This window comes from Mesorhizobium sp. B3-1-9 (assembly GCF_006439595.1).
Lineage (GTDB): Bacteria > Pseudomonadota > Alphaproteobacteria > Rhizobiales > Rhizobiaceae > Mesorhizobium.
The window spans coordinates 73,748-90,767 of record NZ_VFTJ01000001.1 but is presented as its reverse complement, the minus strand read 5'-3'; the positions used below and the strand labels follow the sequence as shown (position 1 = coordinate 90,767).

16 protein-coding genes are annotated in these 17,020 nt (G+C 63.6%); 9 read left to right on the top strand and 7 right to left on the bottom strand.

Annotated elements, in window-relative coordinates; translation table 11 throughout:
* Positions 1–127 precede the first annotated feature (127 nt).
* From FJW07_RS00395 to FJW07_RS00385, 3 genes are all read left to right on the top strand, one after another.
* Entirely contained in the window at positions 128–1,048 is a 921-nt protein-coding gene (locus FJW07_RS00395; protein ID WP_140784922.1) for a LysR family transcriptional regulator, read from the top strand.
* Between the two features lie 394 nt (positions 1,049–1,442).
* Complete coding sequence (locus tag FJW07_RS00390; protein ID WP_140853724.1) at positions 1,443–2,402, top strand: LLM class flavin-dependent oxidoreductase; 960 nt, start codon at positions 1,443–1,445, stop codon at positions 2,400–2,402.
* Complete coding sequence (locus FJW07_RS00385) at positions 2,399–3,649, top strand: LLM class flavin-dependent oxidoreductase (protein ID WP_140853722.1); 1,251 nt, start codon at positions 2,399–2,401, stop codon at positions 3,647–3,649. Before FJW07_RS00390 ends, FJW07_RS00385 begins: the two co-directional genes overlap by 4 nt.
* A 6-nt stretch (positions 3,650–3,655) precedes the next feature.
* Here the strand turns inward: FJW07_RS00385 and FJW07_RS00380 are convergent, their stop codons facing one another.
* Complete coding sequence (locus FJW07_RS00380; protein ID WP_140853720.1) at positions 3,656–4,486, bottom strand: PhzF family phenazine biosynthesis protein; 831 nt, start codon at positions 4,484–4,486, stop codon at positions 3,656–3,658.
* A 223-nt stretch (positions 4,487–4,709) separates the two neighbouring features.
* Between FJW07_RS00380 and dps the strand changes: the two genes are divergently transcribed.
* The gene (gene dps / locus FJW07_RS00375) at positions 4,710–5,198 is read left to right on the top strand and encodes a DNA starvation/stationary phase protection protein Dps (protein WP_140650693.1); all 489 of its coding nucleotides are present in this window, start codon (positions 4,710–4,712) and stop codon (positions 5,196–5,198) included.
* A gap of 30 nt (positions 5,199–5,228) precedes the next feature.
* Here dps and xdhC read toward each other — a convergent pair whose 3' ends face one another.
* From xdhC to uraH, 4 genes are all read right to left on the bottom strand, one after another.
* Positions 5,229–6,131 carry a xanthine dehydrogenase accessory protein XdhC gene (gene xdhC / locus FJW07_RS00370; RefSeq protein WP_140853718.1) on the bottom strand — a complete coding sequence of 301 codons (903 nt, stop codon included), beginning with the start codon at positions 6,129–6,131 and terminating at the stop codon, positions 5,229–5,231.
* 154 nt (positions 6,132–6,285) lie between these two features.
* A complete protein-coding gene (gene xdhB / locus FJW07_RS00365) occupies positions 6,286–8,649 on the bottom strand; it encodes a xanthine dehydrogenase molybdopterin binding subunit (protein ID WP_140853716.1) in 2,364 nt (787 codons plus the stop codon).
* A gap of 211 nt (positions 8,650–8,860) precedes the next feature.
* Complete coding sequence (gene xdhA, locus FJW07_RS00360) at positions 8,861–10,336, bottom strand: xanthine dehydrogenase small subunit (RefSeq protein ID WP_140853714.1); 1,476 nt, start codon at positions 10,334–10,336, stop codon at positions 8,861–8,863.
* A 3-nt stretch (positions 10,337–10,339) separates the two neighbouring features.
* The gene (gene uraH, locus FJW07_RS00355) at positions 10,340–10,714 is read right to left on the bottom strand and encodes a hydroxyisourate hydrolase (protein WP_140647132.1); all 375 of its coding nucleotides are present in this window, start codon (positions 10,712–10,714) and stop codon (positions 10,340–10,342) included.
* A gap of 168 nt (positions 10,715–10,882) precedes the next feature.
* Here uraH and puuE point away from each other — a divergent pair, with 168 nt between their 5' ends.
* Genes puuE through FJW07_RS00335 form a run of 4 tightly spaced genes read left to right on the top strand, consistent with a single transcriptional unit; the run spans position 10,883 to position 14,286 of the window.
* A complete protein-coding gene (puuE, locus tag FJW07_RS00350) occupies positions 10,883–12,307 on the top strand; it encodes an allantoinase PuuE (protein WP_140853712.1) in 1,425 nt (474 codons plus the stop codon).
* Between the two features lie 21 nt (positions 12,308–12,328).
* The gene (locus tag FJW07_RS00345) at positions 12,329–13,189 is read left to right on the top strand and encodes a bifunctional allantoicase/(S)-ureidoglycine aminohydrolase (protein WP_140853711.1); all 861 of its coding nucleotides are present in this window, start codon (positions 12,329–12,331) and stop codon (positions 13,187–13,189) included.
* On the top strand, positions 13,186–13,677 hold the full coding sequence (locus FJW07_RS00340; RefSeq protein WP_140647135.1) for an ureidoglycolate lyase: 492 nt from the start codon (positions 13,186–13,188) through the stop codon (positions 13,675–13,677). Before FJW07_RS00345 ends, FJW07_RS00340 begins: the two co-directional genes overlap by 4 nt.
* Positions 13,678–13,692: 15 nt before the next feature.
* Positions 13,693–14,286, top strand: coding sequence for a nucleoside deaminase (locus FJW07_RS00335; protein WP_140853709.1), 594 nt, complete (start codon positions 13,693–13,695; stop codon positions 14,284–14,286).
* A gap of 10 nt (positions 14,287–14,296) precedes the next feature.
* Here the strand turns inward: FJW07_RS00335 and FJW07_RS00330 are convergent, their stop codons facing one another.
* The gene (locus tag FJW07_RS00330; protein WP_140647137.1) at positions 14,297–14,608 is read right to left on the bottom strand and encodes a BrnA antitoxin family protein; all 312 of its coding nucleotides are present in this window, start codon (positions 14,606–14,608) and stop codon (positions 14,297–14,299) included.
* Complete coding sequence (locus tag FJW07_RS00325) at positions 14,595–14,849, bottom strand: BrnT family toxin (protein WP_140784933.1); 255 nt, start codon at positions 14,847–14,849, stop codon at positions 14,595–14,597. Before FJW07_RS00325 ends, FJW07_RS00330 begins: the two co-directional genes overlap by 14 nt.
* 185 nt (positions 14,850–15,034) lie before the next feature.
* Between FJW07_RS00325 and FJW07_RS00320 the strand changes: the two genes are divergently transcribed.
* Positions 15,035–17,020: a CocE/NonD family hydrolase gene (locus tag FJW07_RS00320; RefSeq protein WP_140853707.1), complete on the top strand. Its 1,986-nt coding sequence runs from the start codon at positions 15,035–15,037 to the stop codon at positions 17,018–17,020.

Below are 17,020 nucleotides of genomic sequence, written 5' to 3'. Positions count from 1 at the left end.
CCGATGAGAGGGACTTTACGGGCTGGAGCGCAAACGAAAAGAGGCGAGGTGCGCGATGACTTTCAAAAAAAAATAAAAAATACTAGCTTGCTTTGCCCAGCCTTTTCAGAGCCACGGAAGCCGCCGCATGGCCTATCTCGACAACATTGCCGTCTTCGTCCGTGTCGTCGAGCTCGGCAATCTGTCGGCGGCGGGGCGCGACATGCGCATTTCGCCGGCGGTCGCCTCCAACCGCATCAAGGAGTTGGAAAAGCATCTCGGAGTCAGGCTGTTCAACCGCACCACAAGGCAGTTGATGCCGACCGAGCACGGCACGGTGTTCTATACCGGCGCCAAGCAGGTGCTGGACGCGATCACCGAAGCGGAAGCCGCGGTCGCGGCACTTTCCGGCCAGCCGCGCGGCACTATCAGGGTCACGGCGCCGCTCGGCCTCGGCCGGCGGCTGATCGCTTCCGGCATTCCGGATTTCCACGACAAATACCCCGATATCGAGGTGCGGCTCAGGCTCTCCGACCACAATGTCGATATCATGAAGGAAGGCATCGACGTCGCCTTCCGGCTCGGCATCATCGAGGATTCGAGCCTCAGGATGCGCGGCATCATGGAATGCGAGCGCGTGCTGGTGGCGGCGCCGAAATATCTGGAAGCGCGCGGCGAGCCGGCCGAGGCGCAGGAACTGATCGGCAAGAAGCACGACTGCCTGATGCTGCGTTATGCCGGCGCGCGCGAATATGTCTGGACGCTGCAGACGCCGAGCGGACCGCAAAAATTCGAGGTGCACGGTCCCTACGACACCGACGACGGCGACGTGCTGACCGGCTGGGCCTTGTCGGGACGCGGCATCATCAACAAGCCGCGTTTCGAGGTCGAGCCATTCATCCGCGACCGGCGGCTGAAGGTGATCCTGCCCCAGGCGCCGCCGACGCCGGTGCAGTTCGCCGCCGTCTATCCGCACAAGAAGCTGCAGGATCCGAAGGTGCGGCTGCTGCTCGACTTCATGGCCGAGCGCTGCCAGCGGCTGATCAAGGACCTCTTGGCCGGAAAGTAAGGGCTGGTAGCGTTGTGTCGCGATTGGCCGAAGCATCCGTGACGTCGTCATCCACGGGCGGAGCGACGCGAAGCGGAGCACAGACCCGAGAATCCATCCGTGATTTTGATCGTAGGGTGCTGCGGAGCAGAATTCTGCACCGTCGCAACGCTTCGAAGTCACGGAATGGTCTGCGCCGCGTCGCTTCGCTCCTTGCTCCGCCATGGAATGACGACTTGACGGGCGTTCAGGCTAATCGCCTTCGGGCCGTCAAGACCTCCAACTCGACACACGCGAGGCTGGCTGGCAAGTGACAGTCCGGTGGCCCACTTGCTCCCGTTGCCTTGCGCGAAAGCGAGCCTAGGTTGGTAGCCAAAACGGCTGCCGATTTTCAAGGCGACCGAAGGACCGCACCATGCATCTCGCCATTTCGCTCAGCATCGCCGCCACCGACGGACAAGACGTCCTGAGCTTCGACCAGATCAGCAGCTTCGTGCGCAAGGCGGAAGCGGCGGGCGTGGACATGGTCATCATTTCCGACTCCGCCGATAAGCCATCGAGCAGCCCATTCGAAGCGACCACGCTGCTGGCCGCTTTGGCGACGGTGACCGACAAGATCGGACTCGTCGCCAGCGCCTCGACGCTCGCGCATCAGCCCTACAACCTGGCGCGCCGCTTTGCCTCGCTCGACATCATCAGCCATGGCCGCGTCGGCTGGAACGCCACGACGGCGCAGAACCCGCGCGAAGCTGCGAATTTCAGCCGGCCGGAAGGTTTCTCCGAGGATGATTTTCGCCGCCGCGCCTGGGAGTTCATCAACATTGTGCGGCTCTTGTGGATCGGCTGGGAACATGACGCCTTGTTGTTCGACAAGGCATCAGGCCGCTTCCACGATCCGGACAAGATGCATCCGGCGAACTTCGCCGGTGAATTCTTCTCGGTGCGCGGGCCGCTCAATGTCGCCCGTTCGCCGCAAGACGTGCCAGTGCTGGTGATGTCCGGCTTGGCAGGGACCGAGCTCGATTTCGCCAGCCGCCGCGCCGATGTCGTGCTGCTGGACAAGCTTGAACCGTCGGGCGCGAGAGCGACCCGCGATGAGATCAAACGCAGGGCGCACGAAGCAGGGCGCGACCCGGTGGCGATCAAGGTGCTGGCGATGGCCGATGCAGTGCCCGAACACGATGGCCGTAGTCTGGAGGACCTATGCCTCTCATCCGGCTGCGACGGCATCGTTCTGACTGTGCAGCCTCGGGCTGCCGCCGTGGAGGCTTTTGTCGAGCGATTGCTGCCGGAACTCAAGCGACACGGATTTGCCAAGGCACAGGGCAAAACGCTGCGCGATCGCCTTGGGTTGAGTGAGGATAGCAAGCCATGAGCGCGCGTCAGATGAAGCTCGGCCTGTTTTTGTGGGCGACCGGCCATCACATCGCCGCCTGGCGTCATCCGGACGCGCATGTGAGAGCCGGCATCGACATCGACCATTACATAAAGCTGGCGCAGACGGCCGAAGCGGCGAAGTTCGACATGGTGTTCTGCGAGGACGCCGCCGGACTGCGCGAGACCAATATCAACATCGCCAGCCAGACCTCGCGCTCGATCGGCTTCGAGCCGATCAGCCTGCTTTCGGCGCTGGCCGCGCAGACCGATCGCATCGGCCTCGTGTCCACGGCATCGACCAGCTACAACGAGCCCTACGGCCTGGCGCGGACTTTTGCCTCGCTCGACAATCTGAGCGGCGGTCGGGCCGGTTGGAACCTCGTCACCTCGGCCAGTCCGATCGAGGCCGCGAATTTCGGCGCGACGGGCTTGCGGCCGCATGCCGACCGTTATGCGCGGGCGCGGGAATTCGCCACGGTGATCACCGGGTTGTGGAACCGGCGCGTCGCCGGCCATGACGGCGAGAGCTTTTCCGTGCGCGATCCACTCGACATCCCGCCCTCGCCGCAAGGCGCGCCGGTGATGGTGCAGGCGGGCGCCTCCGACGACGGCAAGGATCTTGCCGCGCGCACCGCCGATGTCGTGTTCTCGGCGGCGCAGACTTTCGAGGAAGCCAAGGCCTTTTACGACGACCTCAAGGGGCGGCTCGCCGCCTATGGGCGACAGCCGGACGACGTGAAGATCATGCCCGGCGTCGCGCCGATCGTGGCCGCCACGAAAGCCGAGGCGCAGGCCAAATACGACGCGCTGCAGGAATTGATCCCCGACGATGTCGGCGTGGCGCTGCTCTCCAGCTATCTCAGCATTTCCGACCTCGGCCGCTATCCGATCGATGGGCCGCTGCCCGAACTGCCGGAAAGCGAAGGCATGAAGAGCCGGCAGGCGCTGGTCATCGAGCAGGCGCGTCGCGATGGCCTGTCGATCCGCCAGCTCGCGCGCTATTTTGCCGGCGCGCGCGGCCATTGGCGGATCGTCGGCACGGCGGAGCAGATCGCCGACGAGTTGCAGGCCCGCTTCGAAGGCGGCGCCGCCGACGGTTTCAACGTCATGCCGTCCTGGTTCCCGGGCGAGCTCGACGCCGTCGCGACGCTGGTCGTGCCGGAATTGCAGCGGCGCGGGCTGTTCCGCAAGGACTATGAAGGCCGCACGCTGCGCGAACATCTCGGCCTCAAGCGGCCGATCTAAGTTTGTTCAATCCATCAGCCGGGCTGCTCCGGACACCCTGATCGAGCTGCCGGCGGCCGGCGGAATATCGGCATGGAGGCGCGAACGCATGCCCATGTCCTCGCCCTGGACGATGTCGATCGAGCCGCCATGCGGCCAGCCGAGGTCGCGCAGATAGCCGGCAAAGGCCGCGGTCGCCGCCCCTGTCGCCGGATCCTCATAGACGCCGCCGGAAGCGAATGGATTGCGCGTGTGGAAGAGGCGCGGCGTCTCGGCGTGGGCGAGGAGGATCGTGACCAGGCCTTCGCGCCGCATGAAGGACTGGCCTTGCCTCAGATCATAGGCCATGGCGGCCAACGCCTCGCGCGACCTCAGCGCCAGCACGAGATGATCGGCGCCTCCATGGATGAGCGCCGGCGGAATGGCGGGATCGAGATCGCCCGGCTCATAGCCGAACAAGGCGAGCGCCTCGCCGGCCAGTTCCTTCGGCGCCGGCCGGCTGCGCGTCGGCGGCGACCGCAGGGCGGCGGCAAAGTTGGCGCCATTGCGAAAACCCTCGACGGTGATGTCGGCCTGGTTGAGGGTCAGCCTGAAAGTGCCGTCGCCGAATTTTCCGACCAGCGCCGCGCCAAGCGCGATGGTGGCGTGGCCGCAGAACGGTACTTCCGACTCTGGCGAAAAGTAGCGCACGCGCCATTGATCGCCTTCGGGCGCGGCAAAGGCGGTTTCCGAAAAGCCGACTTCGGCCGCGACGCGCTGCATGTCGGCCGCATCGGGCAAGGCTTCGCCAATCACCACGCCGGCCGGATTACCGCCGGTGTTGCCGTCTGAAAATGCTGCGATCTTCAATACATCCATGTTCCTGGCCTCGTTGTGCGTGGGCGCAACAAACACGTTTCGGGCCGTCTTGGGAAATGAAGAAAGCGGCGAGCAGCGGTGAGCGCCAGTCACATCTGCGATCGGAGCCAGCGCTTCAATCCAATGCGGAACGAAATTCGACCCATCGCCGTTTTGACGATTGGCGGTCGTTCGGGCCGTCCTTCAGTTCCCAGCCATCGACGCAGCGCGACAGGAGCCAACCATGGACGCCATCGTCACCAAGAACGACCTCAAATCCGATGCCAAGAAGGAATCGATCGACCTGCTCAACGCCAGGCTTGCCGACGCCATCGACCTGGCCCTGATCACCAAGCAAGCGCACTGGAACGTCAAAGGCCCGCAATTCATCGCCATCCATGAGATGCTCGATGAATTCCGCGAGGAGATCGACGGCCATGTCGACATCGTCGCCGAGCGCGCCGTCCAGCTCGGCGGCACCGCGCATGGCACCTCGCAGGACGTGTCGAAGACGACCAGGCTAAAACCCTATCCGACCGACATCCACAAGACCAAGGATCATCTGGCGGCGCTGATCGACCGCTATGCGGCGGCGGCCAAGCTGACCCGCGAAGCGATCGACGAGGCGGACGACGCCGGCGATGCCGACACCGCCGATATCTTCACCGCCTATTCTCGCTCGCTCGATAAATTGCTGTGGTTCCTCGAGGCGCACACGCAGGAAAAGGAATAACCGGGGACTGTTCTTGCTTGGCCGGCCGGATCAGCCGGCCATCGCCTTTTCAGCACTGGCCGCGCTTGGCGTGTCCGAGGCACGCGACACCAGCGCGGTCATGATCTCGGCGGCGGCAAGCGCGGCGATCACCGGCGGCCGCTTGTCCTTCACCGCATTGCCGCCGATCGGCGAGATGAGGCGATTGAATTCGGCCTCGCTGCCCTCGGCCGACTTCAGGAACCAGTTCCGGAAGGTGGCTTTCTTGGTTTTCGAACCGATCATGCCGACATAGGCGGTATCTCCGCGCTTCAATGCTTCGGCGACGATCAGGAAATCCAAGGCATGGTCATGCGTTAGGATAGCGAAGGCCGACCCAGCCGGCGCCTCGCGCACTACTGCTTCGGGCATCGGCGTCAGCCGGGTCTCCACCGTTTCCGGCATGCCTTCCAGCGCGTCGGCGCGGGTTTCGACGACGGCGACGTGGATCGGCAGCAGCGCCAGCGACGCGGCCAGCGCCTGGCCGACATGGCCGCCGCCAAAGAGATAGACATGCGGAAGATGCGCCTCTTCGGCTTCGGCGTTGGCGATCAGTTGCTGCTCCACCGAACCATCGACGAGGCGGATCGACACTTCGACACGTCCGCCGCAACATTGGCCGATTTCCGGCCCGAGCGGCACGTCGAGCGTGGCGCAGACCTCATCGACCTCTATGCGGGCCTGTTCACCCTCCCCGTTGTCGCGAGGCGAGGAGCACAGCATCTGCCGCGCCTTGTCGATCGCCATATATTCGAGCTGACCGCCCCCGATCGTACCGAAGATCGATGACGAAGAGACAAGCATAAAGGCGCCGGCCTCGCGCGGTGTCGAGCCTTTGGTGGCCCCCACCTCGACGAGAGCGACCCGGCCAGCTTTGCCGAAAAACGTCTTCAGGCTTTGCACTTTCGAGTTCATCGTCTGCATTCCTAGATCGTGATGGCGTTTCGTTGAACCGCCCTCACGATCTAACTCTTCGTTGGAGCATGATCTTTCTCCGAAAACCGGTTCCCACTTTTCGGGATCATGCCCTAGCGCCGAAATATAGTGTTTTTCGGCCGAATTGCACGTTTTAGGCCGGCTTTTCGGCTTCCCGCTTCAACCGCTCGATCGCCGTCAGCACCCGCTCCGGCGTCGCCGGCGCGTCCAGGCGCGGACAGATCTTGTGGTCGGCCACGCTCGCGACCGCGTCCGACAGCGCATGCAGCACCGACATGCCGTGCGGCAGCGGCGGCTCGCCCACGGCCTTTGAGCGGTGGATGGTCGGCTCATAGGCCGACGACCAGTCGGTCAGCTTGACGTTGAAGATCTTTGGACGGTCGGAAGCGAGCGGGATCTTGTAGGTCGACGGCGCATGCGTCCGCAGCCGGCCGCTATCGTCCCACCACAATTCCTCCGTCGTCAGCCAGCCCATGCCCTGGATGAACCCGCCCTCGATCTGGCCGAGGTCGATCGCCCGGTTCAGCGAGCGGCCGGCGTCGTGCAGGATATCGGTGCGCTCGACGACATATTCACCGGTGAGCGTGTCGACTGAGACCTCCGAGCAGGCCGCGCCATAGGCGTAATAGTAGAAGGCATGGCCGCGGCCCTTGCTACGGTCCCAATGGATCTTCGGCGTCTTGTAGAAACCGGCCGCCGAGAGCTGGATGCGGTTGATATAGGCCTGCTTGACAAGATCATTGAAGGCCACTTCCTGATTGCCGACGCGCACCCGGTTGGGCAGGAACACGACCTGGTCGTGCGGCACCTGGTATTTGTCGGCGGCGAAGTCGGTCAGCCGCTTGCGGATCTGGCGGGCGGCGTCCTGCGCCGCCATTCCGTTGAGGTCGGCGCCGGAAGACGCGGCCGTCGGCGAGGTGTTCGGCACCTTGGCGGTGGTGGTCGCGGTGATCTTGACCCGGTCGAGATCGATCTGGAATTCTTCCGCCACGACCTGGGCCACCTTGAGATGCAGGCCCTGGCCCATCTCGGTGCCGCCATGGTTCATGTGGACCGAACCGTCGGCATAGACATGCACCAGCGCGCCGGCCTGGTTGGCCTCCGTCTTGGTGAATGAGATGCCGAACTTCACCGGCGTCATCGCCAGCCCGCGCTTGACGAACCGGCTGTTGTTGTTGAAGGCGCTGATCTCGCGGCGGCGCCGCGCATAGTTCGCGCTTTCCTCCAGCTCGGCCACGATGCGCTGGATGATGCAGTCCTCGACCTTCTGGTGGTAGGGCGTGATGCTGCGCTCGCCGATCGCCTCCATGGGATCGTAAAAGTTCAGCTTGCGGATTTCGAGCGAGTCCTTGCCGACGGCGAAGGCCACCTCGTCGATGACGCGCTCGGCGCCGACCATGCCTTGCGGGCCGCCAAAGCCGCGAAAGGCGGTGTTGGAGACGGTATTGGTGTAGAGCGGCGCCGACTTGGCGTGCACCGCCGGATAGAAATAGGCGTTGTCGCAGTGGAACAGCGCGCGGTCGCCGACCGGACCGGACAGATCGGCGGAAAAGCCGCAACGCAGCGCGTAGGTGAAGTCGACGCCGAGGATGTTGCCCTCATCGTCGAAGCCGACTTCATAATCGATGGCGAAATCATGCCGCTTGCCGGTGGCGGTCATGTCCTCGTCGCGGTCGAGCCGGATTTTCACCGCGCGCTTCAATTTCTTGGCGGCAATGGCGGCGATCGCCGCGCATTGGTTGGCCTGGGTTTCCTTGCCGCCGAAGCCGCCGCCCATGCGGCGCACTTCGACCGTGACAGCATGGCTCGGCACGCCGAGCGCATGCGCGACCAGATGCTGCGTCTCGCTCGGGCCCTGCGTCGAGCAATAGACGATCACCTCGTCGTCCTCGCCAGGGATTGCCAGCGAAACCTGGCCCTCGAGATAGAAGTGGTCCTGGCCGCCGAGCCACATGCGGTTCTTGATGCGGCGGGGAGCCGCCGCGATCGCCGCGGCGGCATCGCCGCGCTTCAGGGTCAGCGGCGTGGTGACCTGCCTGTCCTTGACCGGATCGAGGTTCCAGATGTCGATGACGGCCGGAAGCTCGTCATACTCGATTTTTGCGAGACGCGCGGCGCGTCTCGCTTCCTCGCGCGTCTCGGCAACCACTGCGAAGATCGGCTGTCCGTAAAACTGCACGTTGGCTTCGGCGAGCACCGGATCGTCATGCATGTTGCTCGGCGAGACATCGTTCTCGCCGGGGACATCGACATAGGTCAGCACATCGATCACGCCGGGCGCCGAGCGCACAGCCGACAGGTCGACGCTCTTCAACGCGCCGTGCGCGACCTTGGAGAGGCCGAGGCCGACATGCAGCGTGCCGGCTGGCTCCGGCATGTCGTCGATATAGACGGCGGTGCCGCTGACATGCTTGTGCGCGGAATCGTGCCGCTGGTCGGTGGCGACGCCGCCGACGATCTTTTCAGCCTTGAGGCTGGGTGTGGCGTGCTTGTTCATTCAGCCTCCTTTCCTTCTCCCCGTTCACGGGGAGAAGGTGGCCCGAAGGGTCGGATGAGGGGCAGCGCTGACGTTGACGAATTCGCGCGAGACGATCGACGATGGCGCTGCCCCTCATCTGCCTGCCGGCATCTTCTCCCCGTGAACGGGGAGAAGGACGCTACTCGCGACCGCCCGGCGCTTTGCCTCGATATGTTGGATTGCGGACGCATCAGGCCGCCTCGTTGCGCGAGACCTGGAACGGCGCCTTCGTTCCGGTCGTCTCGATATAAAACCGTAGCAAAAGGTTCTTCGCTGCCAGCGCCCGGTATTCGGCGGTCGCCCGCATGTCGGTGAGCGGCGAAAAATCCTTGGTGTATTCGGCCATCGCGGCCCCCACGGTCGCTTCGGTCCAGAGCTTGCCGGCGAGCGCCTTTTCAACCGCGCCGGCGCGCTTCGGTGTCGCCGCCATACCGCCATAAGCGATGCGGATGTCGGCCACCGTGCCATCCTTGGCCAAGGTCAGGTAGAAAGCCCCGAGCGTCGCGGTGATATCCTCGTCACGGCGCTTGGTGACCTTGTAGACGGCAAACTTCGTTCCCTTTGCCGGCACGGGCACTTGGATTGCTTCGACGAACTCGCCGGGCTGACGGTCCTGCTTGCCATAGGCGATGAAGAAGGTTTCGAGCGGTATCGTGCGACGCGCCTTGCCCTTGCGGAGCGTCAGCTGCGCGCCGAGCGCGATCAAGGGCGGCGGCGTGTCGCCGATCGGCGAGCCGTTGGCGATGTTGCCACCGATCGTGCCCATGTTGCGCACCTGTTCGCCGCCGATGCGGTCGACCAGCGGTCCCAGTGCCGGGATGCGCTTCGACAGCGTCTCGAAGGCTTCGGTGTAGGTGACGCCAGCGCCGATGGTGATGACGCCATCCTTCTCCGACGTCGTACGCAAGCCGTCGAGGCCACCGATGAAGATCGCCGGCGAGATGTCGCGCATGTGCTTGGTGACCCACAGGCCGACATCGGTCGAACCGGCGACGATGGTGGCGCCCGGTTCGCTTTCGAGCAAAGCGGCGAAATCGTCGACGCTGGCCGGCACGATCAATCGCGCCTTGCCCGACCCGATCTCGACCCTGGCGCCATCACGCAACACCTTCAGCCGCGCGGTGATGTCCTTGCGCTCCACCGCCAGCGGATCCTTAGCCGCCTTGCCGTAGCTCGAAATGGCGTGCGCGGCGCGCATGATGGCCTCGTAGCCGGTGCAGCGGCAGAGATTGCCCTGCAGCGCCTTTTCGATCGCGGCGTTGGACGGATCGGGGGTCTTCATCCAGAGCCCGTAGAGCGACATGATGAAGCCCGGCGTGCAGAAGCCGCATTGCGAGCCGTGGAAATCGATCATCGCCTGCTGCACCGGATGCAGTTTCTCACCGTCGCCGCGCAGGTGCTCCACAGTCACGACATGCGTGCCGTCGAGCGAGCCCATGAAGCGGATGCAGGCATTCACGCTTTCGTAGACCAGACCTTCGGCGGAGAGCTTGCCGACCAACACCGTGCAGGCGCCGCAGTCGCCCTCGGCGCAACCTTCCTTGGTGCCGCGCAGAGAGCGGTTGAGCCGCAGCCAGTCGAGTAGCGTCGCATCGGGCGCGACATCCTTCAGAGCCACGTCGCTGCCGTTCAGGATAAAGCGTATTTGATTGCGGGTCTCAGCCATGTCTCAGCTCCCCCGATAGGTCGAGTAGCCATAGGGCGAAATCAAGAGCGGGACGTGATAATGCCGCTGCTCCGCCATACCGAAGCGGATCGGCACGATATCGAGAAAGGCGGGTTGGGGCAGGTCGATACCCTGGCCGCGCAGATAGTCGCCAGCGGCGAAGACCAGCTCATATTCGCCGGTAAGGAAATCGGCGTCGGCCAGCAGCGGCGCATCGCAGCGGCCGTCGTCATTGGTGGTCACGGTCTTGAGACGCGTGCGGCTCTGGCCTTCGATGCGGAAAAGCTCGATCGACAGTCCTTTTGCCGGCCGGCCGGTCGCGGTGTCGAGCACGTGGGTCGTCAGACGCCCGCCATCGGCTTTCGACGTTTCTGCCACTGGCCGCCTCCCATCCCGGTACGTTTCAGGTCGATTGTGCGCCAATTAAAGGCGATGCATAAGCCCCGGTCGAGCGGAGTGCGGCAAAAAGCACTTTCAAAAATTTTCGGGGGAATGCGTGCGCACTCCTTTCGATATCTTCATCTCAACCATCGGGCAGGAGTGGCAATGCGTTACGATCGGGACATGCGCGGTTATGGGGCCAATCCGCCGGACCCGAAATGGCCCGCCGGCGCGCATGTCGCGGTGCAGTTCGTCGTCAACTATGAAGAAGGCGGCGAGAACTGCGTGCTGCATGGCGACAAGGCTTCGGAGGCCTTCCTTTCGGAGATCGTTGGGGCGGCTCCCTGGGTCGGCCAGCGGCACTGGAACATGGAATCGATCTACGAGTATGGCGCGCGGGCCGGCTTCTGGCGGCTCTACCGGCTGTTCACCGAAGCGCAGGTGCCGGTGACCTGCTACGGCGTCGCCACGGCGTTGGCGCGCTCGCCCGACCAAGTGGCCGCCATGCAGGAGGCTGGTTGGGAGATCGCTTCGCACGGGCTGAAATGGATCGACTATCGCGACCATGCGGCCGAGGATGAGCGGCGCGATCTCGAAGAGGCGATCAAGCTGCATTACGAGGTCACCGGCGCGCGCCCGACCGGCTGGTACACCGGCCGGACCTCGGTCAACACGGTGCGGCTCGTCGCCGAGGAAGGCGGCTTCGACTATGTCTCCGACACCTATGATGACGAACTGCCCTATTGGTTCGACCGCGACGGGCTGGAGAAACCGCAGCTCATCATCCCCTACACGCTCGACGCCAACGACATGCGTTTTGCGACGCCGCAGGGCTTCAACTCGGGCGACCAGTTCTTCGCCTATCTGAAGGACAGTTTCGACACGCTCTATGCCGAGGGCAAGGCAGGCCGGCCGCGCATGATGAATATCGGCCTGCACTGCCGGCTGGTCGGCCGTCCCGGGCGGGTGGCGGCATTGAAGCGCTTCGTCGACTATGTGAAGTCGCACGACAAGGTATGGCTGACGCGGCGCATCGACATCGCCAAACACTGGCGCGAAACGCACCCCTACGAGGCGCCGGCGCTGCGTCCGTCGCGGATGGAATTCGAGGAATTCGTACATGCCTTCGGCGGCGTGTTCGAGCATTCGCCCTGGATCGCCGAGCGCGCCTACGAATTGGAGCTCGGCCCTGCGCATGACAGCGCCGGCGGCCTGCACAACGCGCTCTGCCGCGTCTTCCGCGCGGCGAGCGAAGCCGAACGATTTTCCGTGCTGAACGCCCACCCGGACCTCGCCGGCAAGCTGGCCAAGGCCAAGCGCCTGACAGTGGAATCGGCCAAGGAGCAGGCCTCAGCCGGGCTCGATGCGCTGACCGACAAGGAGCGCGAGCTGTTCTCGAAACTCAACGCCGCCTACGTCACCACCTTCGGCTTCCCCTTCATCATCGCGGTCAAGGGCAAGAGCAAGGACGAAATCCTGGCGGAGTTCGAGGCGCGGATCGGCAACAGCCGCGGCACCGAGTTCGAAACCGCCTGCAGACAGGTCGAACGCATCGCCCTGCTTCGGCTGAAAGACATGCTTCCATTGTAATGTTTTGAGGGCCAGGACCCCATGGATATGATCAAGACTGCCGAGCGAACCTATTACGCCCCGCATGGCGGCCATCCCGGCCAGAACGAGCTTTTGACCGGCCGCGCCGTCTTCACCGAAGCCTATGCGGTCATCCCCAGGGGCGTGATGCAGGACATCGTCACCAGTCCGCTGCCGTTCTGGGACAAGACGAGGGCCTGGATCATCGCAAGGCCACTGTCGGGCTTCGCCGAGACCTTTTCGCAATACATCGTCGAGGTTCTGCCCGGCGGCGGCAGCGGGCGGCCGGAACTCGATGCCGCCGCCGAGGGCGTGCTGTTCGTCGTCGAGGGCGAACTCACCGTATCGCTTGCCGGCAAAGAACACGTGCTTGCCCCCGGCGGCTTCGCCTTCCTGCCGCCATCCAGTGGCTGGACGGTGCGCAACGAAAGCGGCACTGCTGCCCGCTTCCACTGGATCCGCAAGACCTATGAGGCTGTCGACGGCCTCGACGCGCCGGAAGCCTTCTTCTCGAGTGACCAGGATGTGGCGCCGAGCCCGATGCCGGGCACGGAGGGGCGCTGGGCAACGACCCGCTTCGTCGACCCAGCCGACATGCGCCACGACATGCACGTCACCATTGTGACGCTGAAGCCGGGCGCGGTCATCCCTTTCGCCGAGACGCATGTCATGGAGCACGGGCTCTATGTGCTCGAAGGCAAGGCGGTCTACCGCCTCAACCAGGACTGGGTCGAGGTCGAAGCCGGCGACTTCATGTGGCTGCGCGCCTTTTGCCCGCAGGCCTGCTATGCCGGCGGCCCGGGTAATTTCCGTTATCTGCTGTACAAGGACGTCAATCGTCATGCCAGGCTTGGCGGCTATCTTGGGGGCAAGGCGCGGTGAGCCGCATCGTCGCCCGACCGCTGACGCGCGAGAACTTCGCGCCCTTCGGCGACGTCATCGACATGGGCGGCGACAACCGCTACCCGATCAATGCTGGCAAGGCGATGCGCTATCACGACCTCGCCACGGCGGAGGCCGCCGGACCGAATGCGCGCGTGCTGATCTCGATGGTGCGCGGCACGCCCTATGAGATGCCGCTGAAGCTCACCATGGTCGAGCGCCATCCGCTTGGGAGCCAGGCCTTCATCCCGCTGTCGCCGCGACCGTTCCTGGTGGTCGTCTGCCACGACAGCGAGGATGGGCCGGGCGAGCCGCATGCCTTTCTCGCCGGTCCGGGACAGGGCATTAATTACCGCCGCAACCTGTGGCACGGCGTGCTCACGCCGATCGGCGAGGAACAGGATTTCCTCATCGTCGACCGCGGCGGCGACGGCTCCAATCTCGAAGAATTTTATTTCTCGCATCCATACGAGATCCACCTCTCCTGAAAGCTCGCGATTTCCATGACCGACATTTCGCTGATCGACCGCCTGCTCGACGTGATCGAGCACGACATCGTGCCCAAGACCGCCGAAGGCGTCGCCCATGGCAACAAGCTGTTTGGCGCCGCGATCCTGCGGAAAGACGACCGCTCGCTGGTGCTGGCCGAGACCAACAACGAGATCGAAAACCCGCTCTGGCATGGCGAGGTGCATTGCCTGAAGCGCTTCTACGAAATGCCAAAAGCCGAGCGCGTCGACACCAAGGACGCGCTATTCATAGCCACCCACGAGCCCTGCTCGCTCTGCCTGTCGGCGATCACCTGGACCGGCTTCGACAATTTCTACTACCTGTTCAGCCATGAGGATTCACGCGACAGTTTTGCAATCCCGCACGACCTCAAGATCCTGAAAGAGGTCTTCACCCTCGACCCCGGCGGCTACAATGCCGAGAACGCCTATTGGAAAAGTTTCTCCATCCGCAGGCTGGTGCGGGCGTTGCCGGAGGCCGAACGCAACCGTCTGGAAGCGCGCATCGGCAGGATTTCGACGCGTTATGAGGAGCTGTCAGGCGCCTATCAGGCCAGCAAGGCCGAGAACGACATTCCGCTGAACTGACGCGTATAGCCTACCTTACCTTCGCGTTTTTCAGCACTTCATTTATCCTTGCCTGCCAGCCCTTGCCGGTCGCCTTGAATTTTCTGACGACATCCTGGTCCAGGCGGATGGAGACGACTTGCTTTGGTTTCTCCAGGGTCGGTCGGCCACGGGAACGCCTTATGCTCTCGAAAAGCTCCGGGAGCACTTCCGCGAAAGGCTTGGCTTGTGTCAGCTGTTCGTCGGTCGCCTCCCCGTCCTCGGGATCAGCAGCAATCTGTCTTTGAATTTCGGCTTCCTCGGCATCGGTAAGCCGCCGAATGTGTGACTTAGTGTTGCTCATACACGGACCTTTCCTTTCGGCTGGCATGACGCATCGAGATCACCGAGATCGCTTCGGAACCAAGCGGCTTGAAGATCACGGCGAGAATGATCTCTCCAAATTCTCCAATCGCCTTCAGCCGACCGGCCTTGGCCGGGAGGACGATTGACGTGGCAAAAAACTCGATATCGAGATCGGAGAAGTCGAGACCCCGGTTTGCGAGGTTCGTCACCCGTTTTGGCTCATCCCAAACGATTTTCAGGCGAGATCATCCAGTGTGTCTGCGTCAGGCCACGTGAATAAACGTAATACACAAATTAATCGAGAGATACAAGAATAGCTGGATGATCGGAGGGTGCGTTCGCTAACGACCCAGGTCGCATATTTCGCTGCTCCAGTCGCGAATGGCGATTGAAAGTCGCAGCGCAGCGGGGCGTTATGCGCCCCATGAAAACCGTCACCGAATTCCCCCGAAAAGTCGTCGAATTTCCCGATATGGGCATCGTCATGCCGGACGGCTGCCGGCTGTCGGCGCGCGTCTGGATGCCCGAGGACGCGACGGACAATCCGGTGCCGGCGATCCTCGAGCACCTGCCCTACCGCAAGCGCGATGGCACCATTTTTCGCGACCAACTCACCCATCCGTATTTCGCCGGCCACGGCTACGCCTCGATCCGTGTCGATATGCGCGGCAATGGCGATTCCGAAGGGCTGATGGACGACGAATATTCCGAGCAGGAACTGCAGGATGCCTGCGACGTCATCGCCTGGGCGGCGGCGCAGCCCTGGTGCAACGGCAATGTCGGCATGATGGGCATTTCCTGGGGCGGCTTCAACTGCCTGCAGGTAGCCGCGAAACAGCCGCCGGCGCTGAAGGCGGTGATCAGCCTGTGCTCGACCGTCGACCGCTATGCCGACGACATCCATTACAAGGGCGGCTGCCTGCTCTTGGAAAATTTCGGCTGGGCCTCGACGATGCTGTCCTATTCGTCGCGGCCGCCGGACCCGGCGATCGCCGGCGGCAATCGCTGGCGCGACCTGTGGCTCAGCCGGCTCGAGAACCAGTCTTTTCTCCTGCCGCTCTGGCTCAGCCACCAGCATCGCGACGCCTATTGGAAGCGCGGCTCGATCTGCGAGGATTTTTCGGCGGTGAAAGCGGCCGTGCTGTCGATCGGCGGCTGGCATGACGGCTACCGCAACACCATCTCCAATCTCGTCACCAGCATCCAATCGCCGGTCAAAGGCATCGTCGGCCCCTGGATCCACAAATACCCGCATTACGCCGGGCCCAATCCGGCCATCGGCTTCCTGCAGGAGGCGTTGCGCTGGTGGGACCGCTGGCTGAAGGGCGCGGAGACCGGCGTCGAGGCCGATCCGGACTATCGCGCCTATGTCATGGATAGTGTGCGGCCGGCGCGCTGGCATCCCGAGCGGCCGGGCCGCTGGGTCGCGGAACAGGAATGGCCGTCCTCAAACATCAAGGTCGAGGCGATCGAACTCATTTCCGCGGGCGCAAAGCCGTCGATTGTCGCGTCGCCGCAGACCTGCGGGCTTGCCGGCGGCGAGTATTTTCCCTTCACCTTCGGACCGGAATTGCCGGGCGACCAGCGTCCCGATGACGCGCTTTCGGTTTGTTTCGACCAGCCTGAACTCGGCGAGGCGATCGACATCGTCGGGGCGCCGGAGCTCGAGGTCCGGGTTGCTTCCGATCGACCCAAGGCCAACATCGCGGTTCGCCTCTGCGACGTGCATCCCGATGGGGCCTCGGAGCTGATCTCCTATGGTGTGCTCAATCTCACGCACCGAAACTCGCATGAATTTCCGCAAGCGCTAATTCCCGGCGAGACGGTTTCGGCGCGCGTCGTGCTCGACCAATGCGCCTACCGGATGCCAGCCGGCCACAAATTGCGCGTCGCCGTTTCGACCGCCTACTGGCCGATGATCTGGCCCTCGCCGGAGTCGGTGCGGCTCGATCTCGCGAAGGCGACGCTGAAGCTGCCGTTGCGCCCGCTGGCGAAAGGCAATGAGGTTTCGTTTCCAGAGCCGGAAGGCGCGACACCCTGGGCGACCGAGACGATCCGGCCGGCGAATTCCGAACGCCACGTCGGCCGCGACGAGAAGACCGGTCTTGTCACGCTTTCCATAACAGACGATTTCGGCGAGGTGCGCGACCTCGACCATGGGCTGGTCAATGGCAGCATCGTGCGCGAGACATGGACGATCCATCCCGATGACCCGCTGTCGGCCACCGGAGCCACGCATTGGACGCAGACATTGTCGCGCAATGAATGGTCGGTGCGGACCGAAACTTTTGCCGAGATGCGATCGGACGCCGGCAACTTCATCGTCAGCGCCAGAATCGAAGCCTATGAGGGTGAAAAACTGGTCTTCGAGCGCGGCTTCGAGCAGGCGATTCCCCGCGCCCTGGTTTGA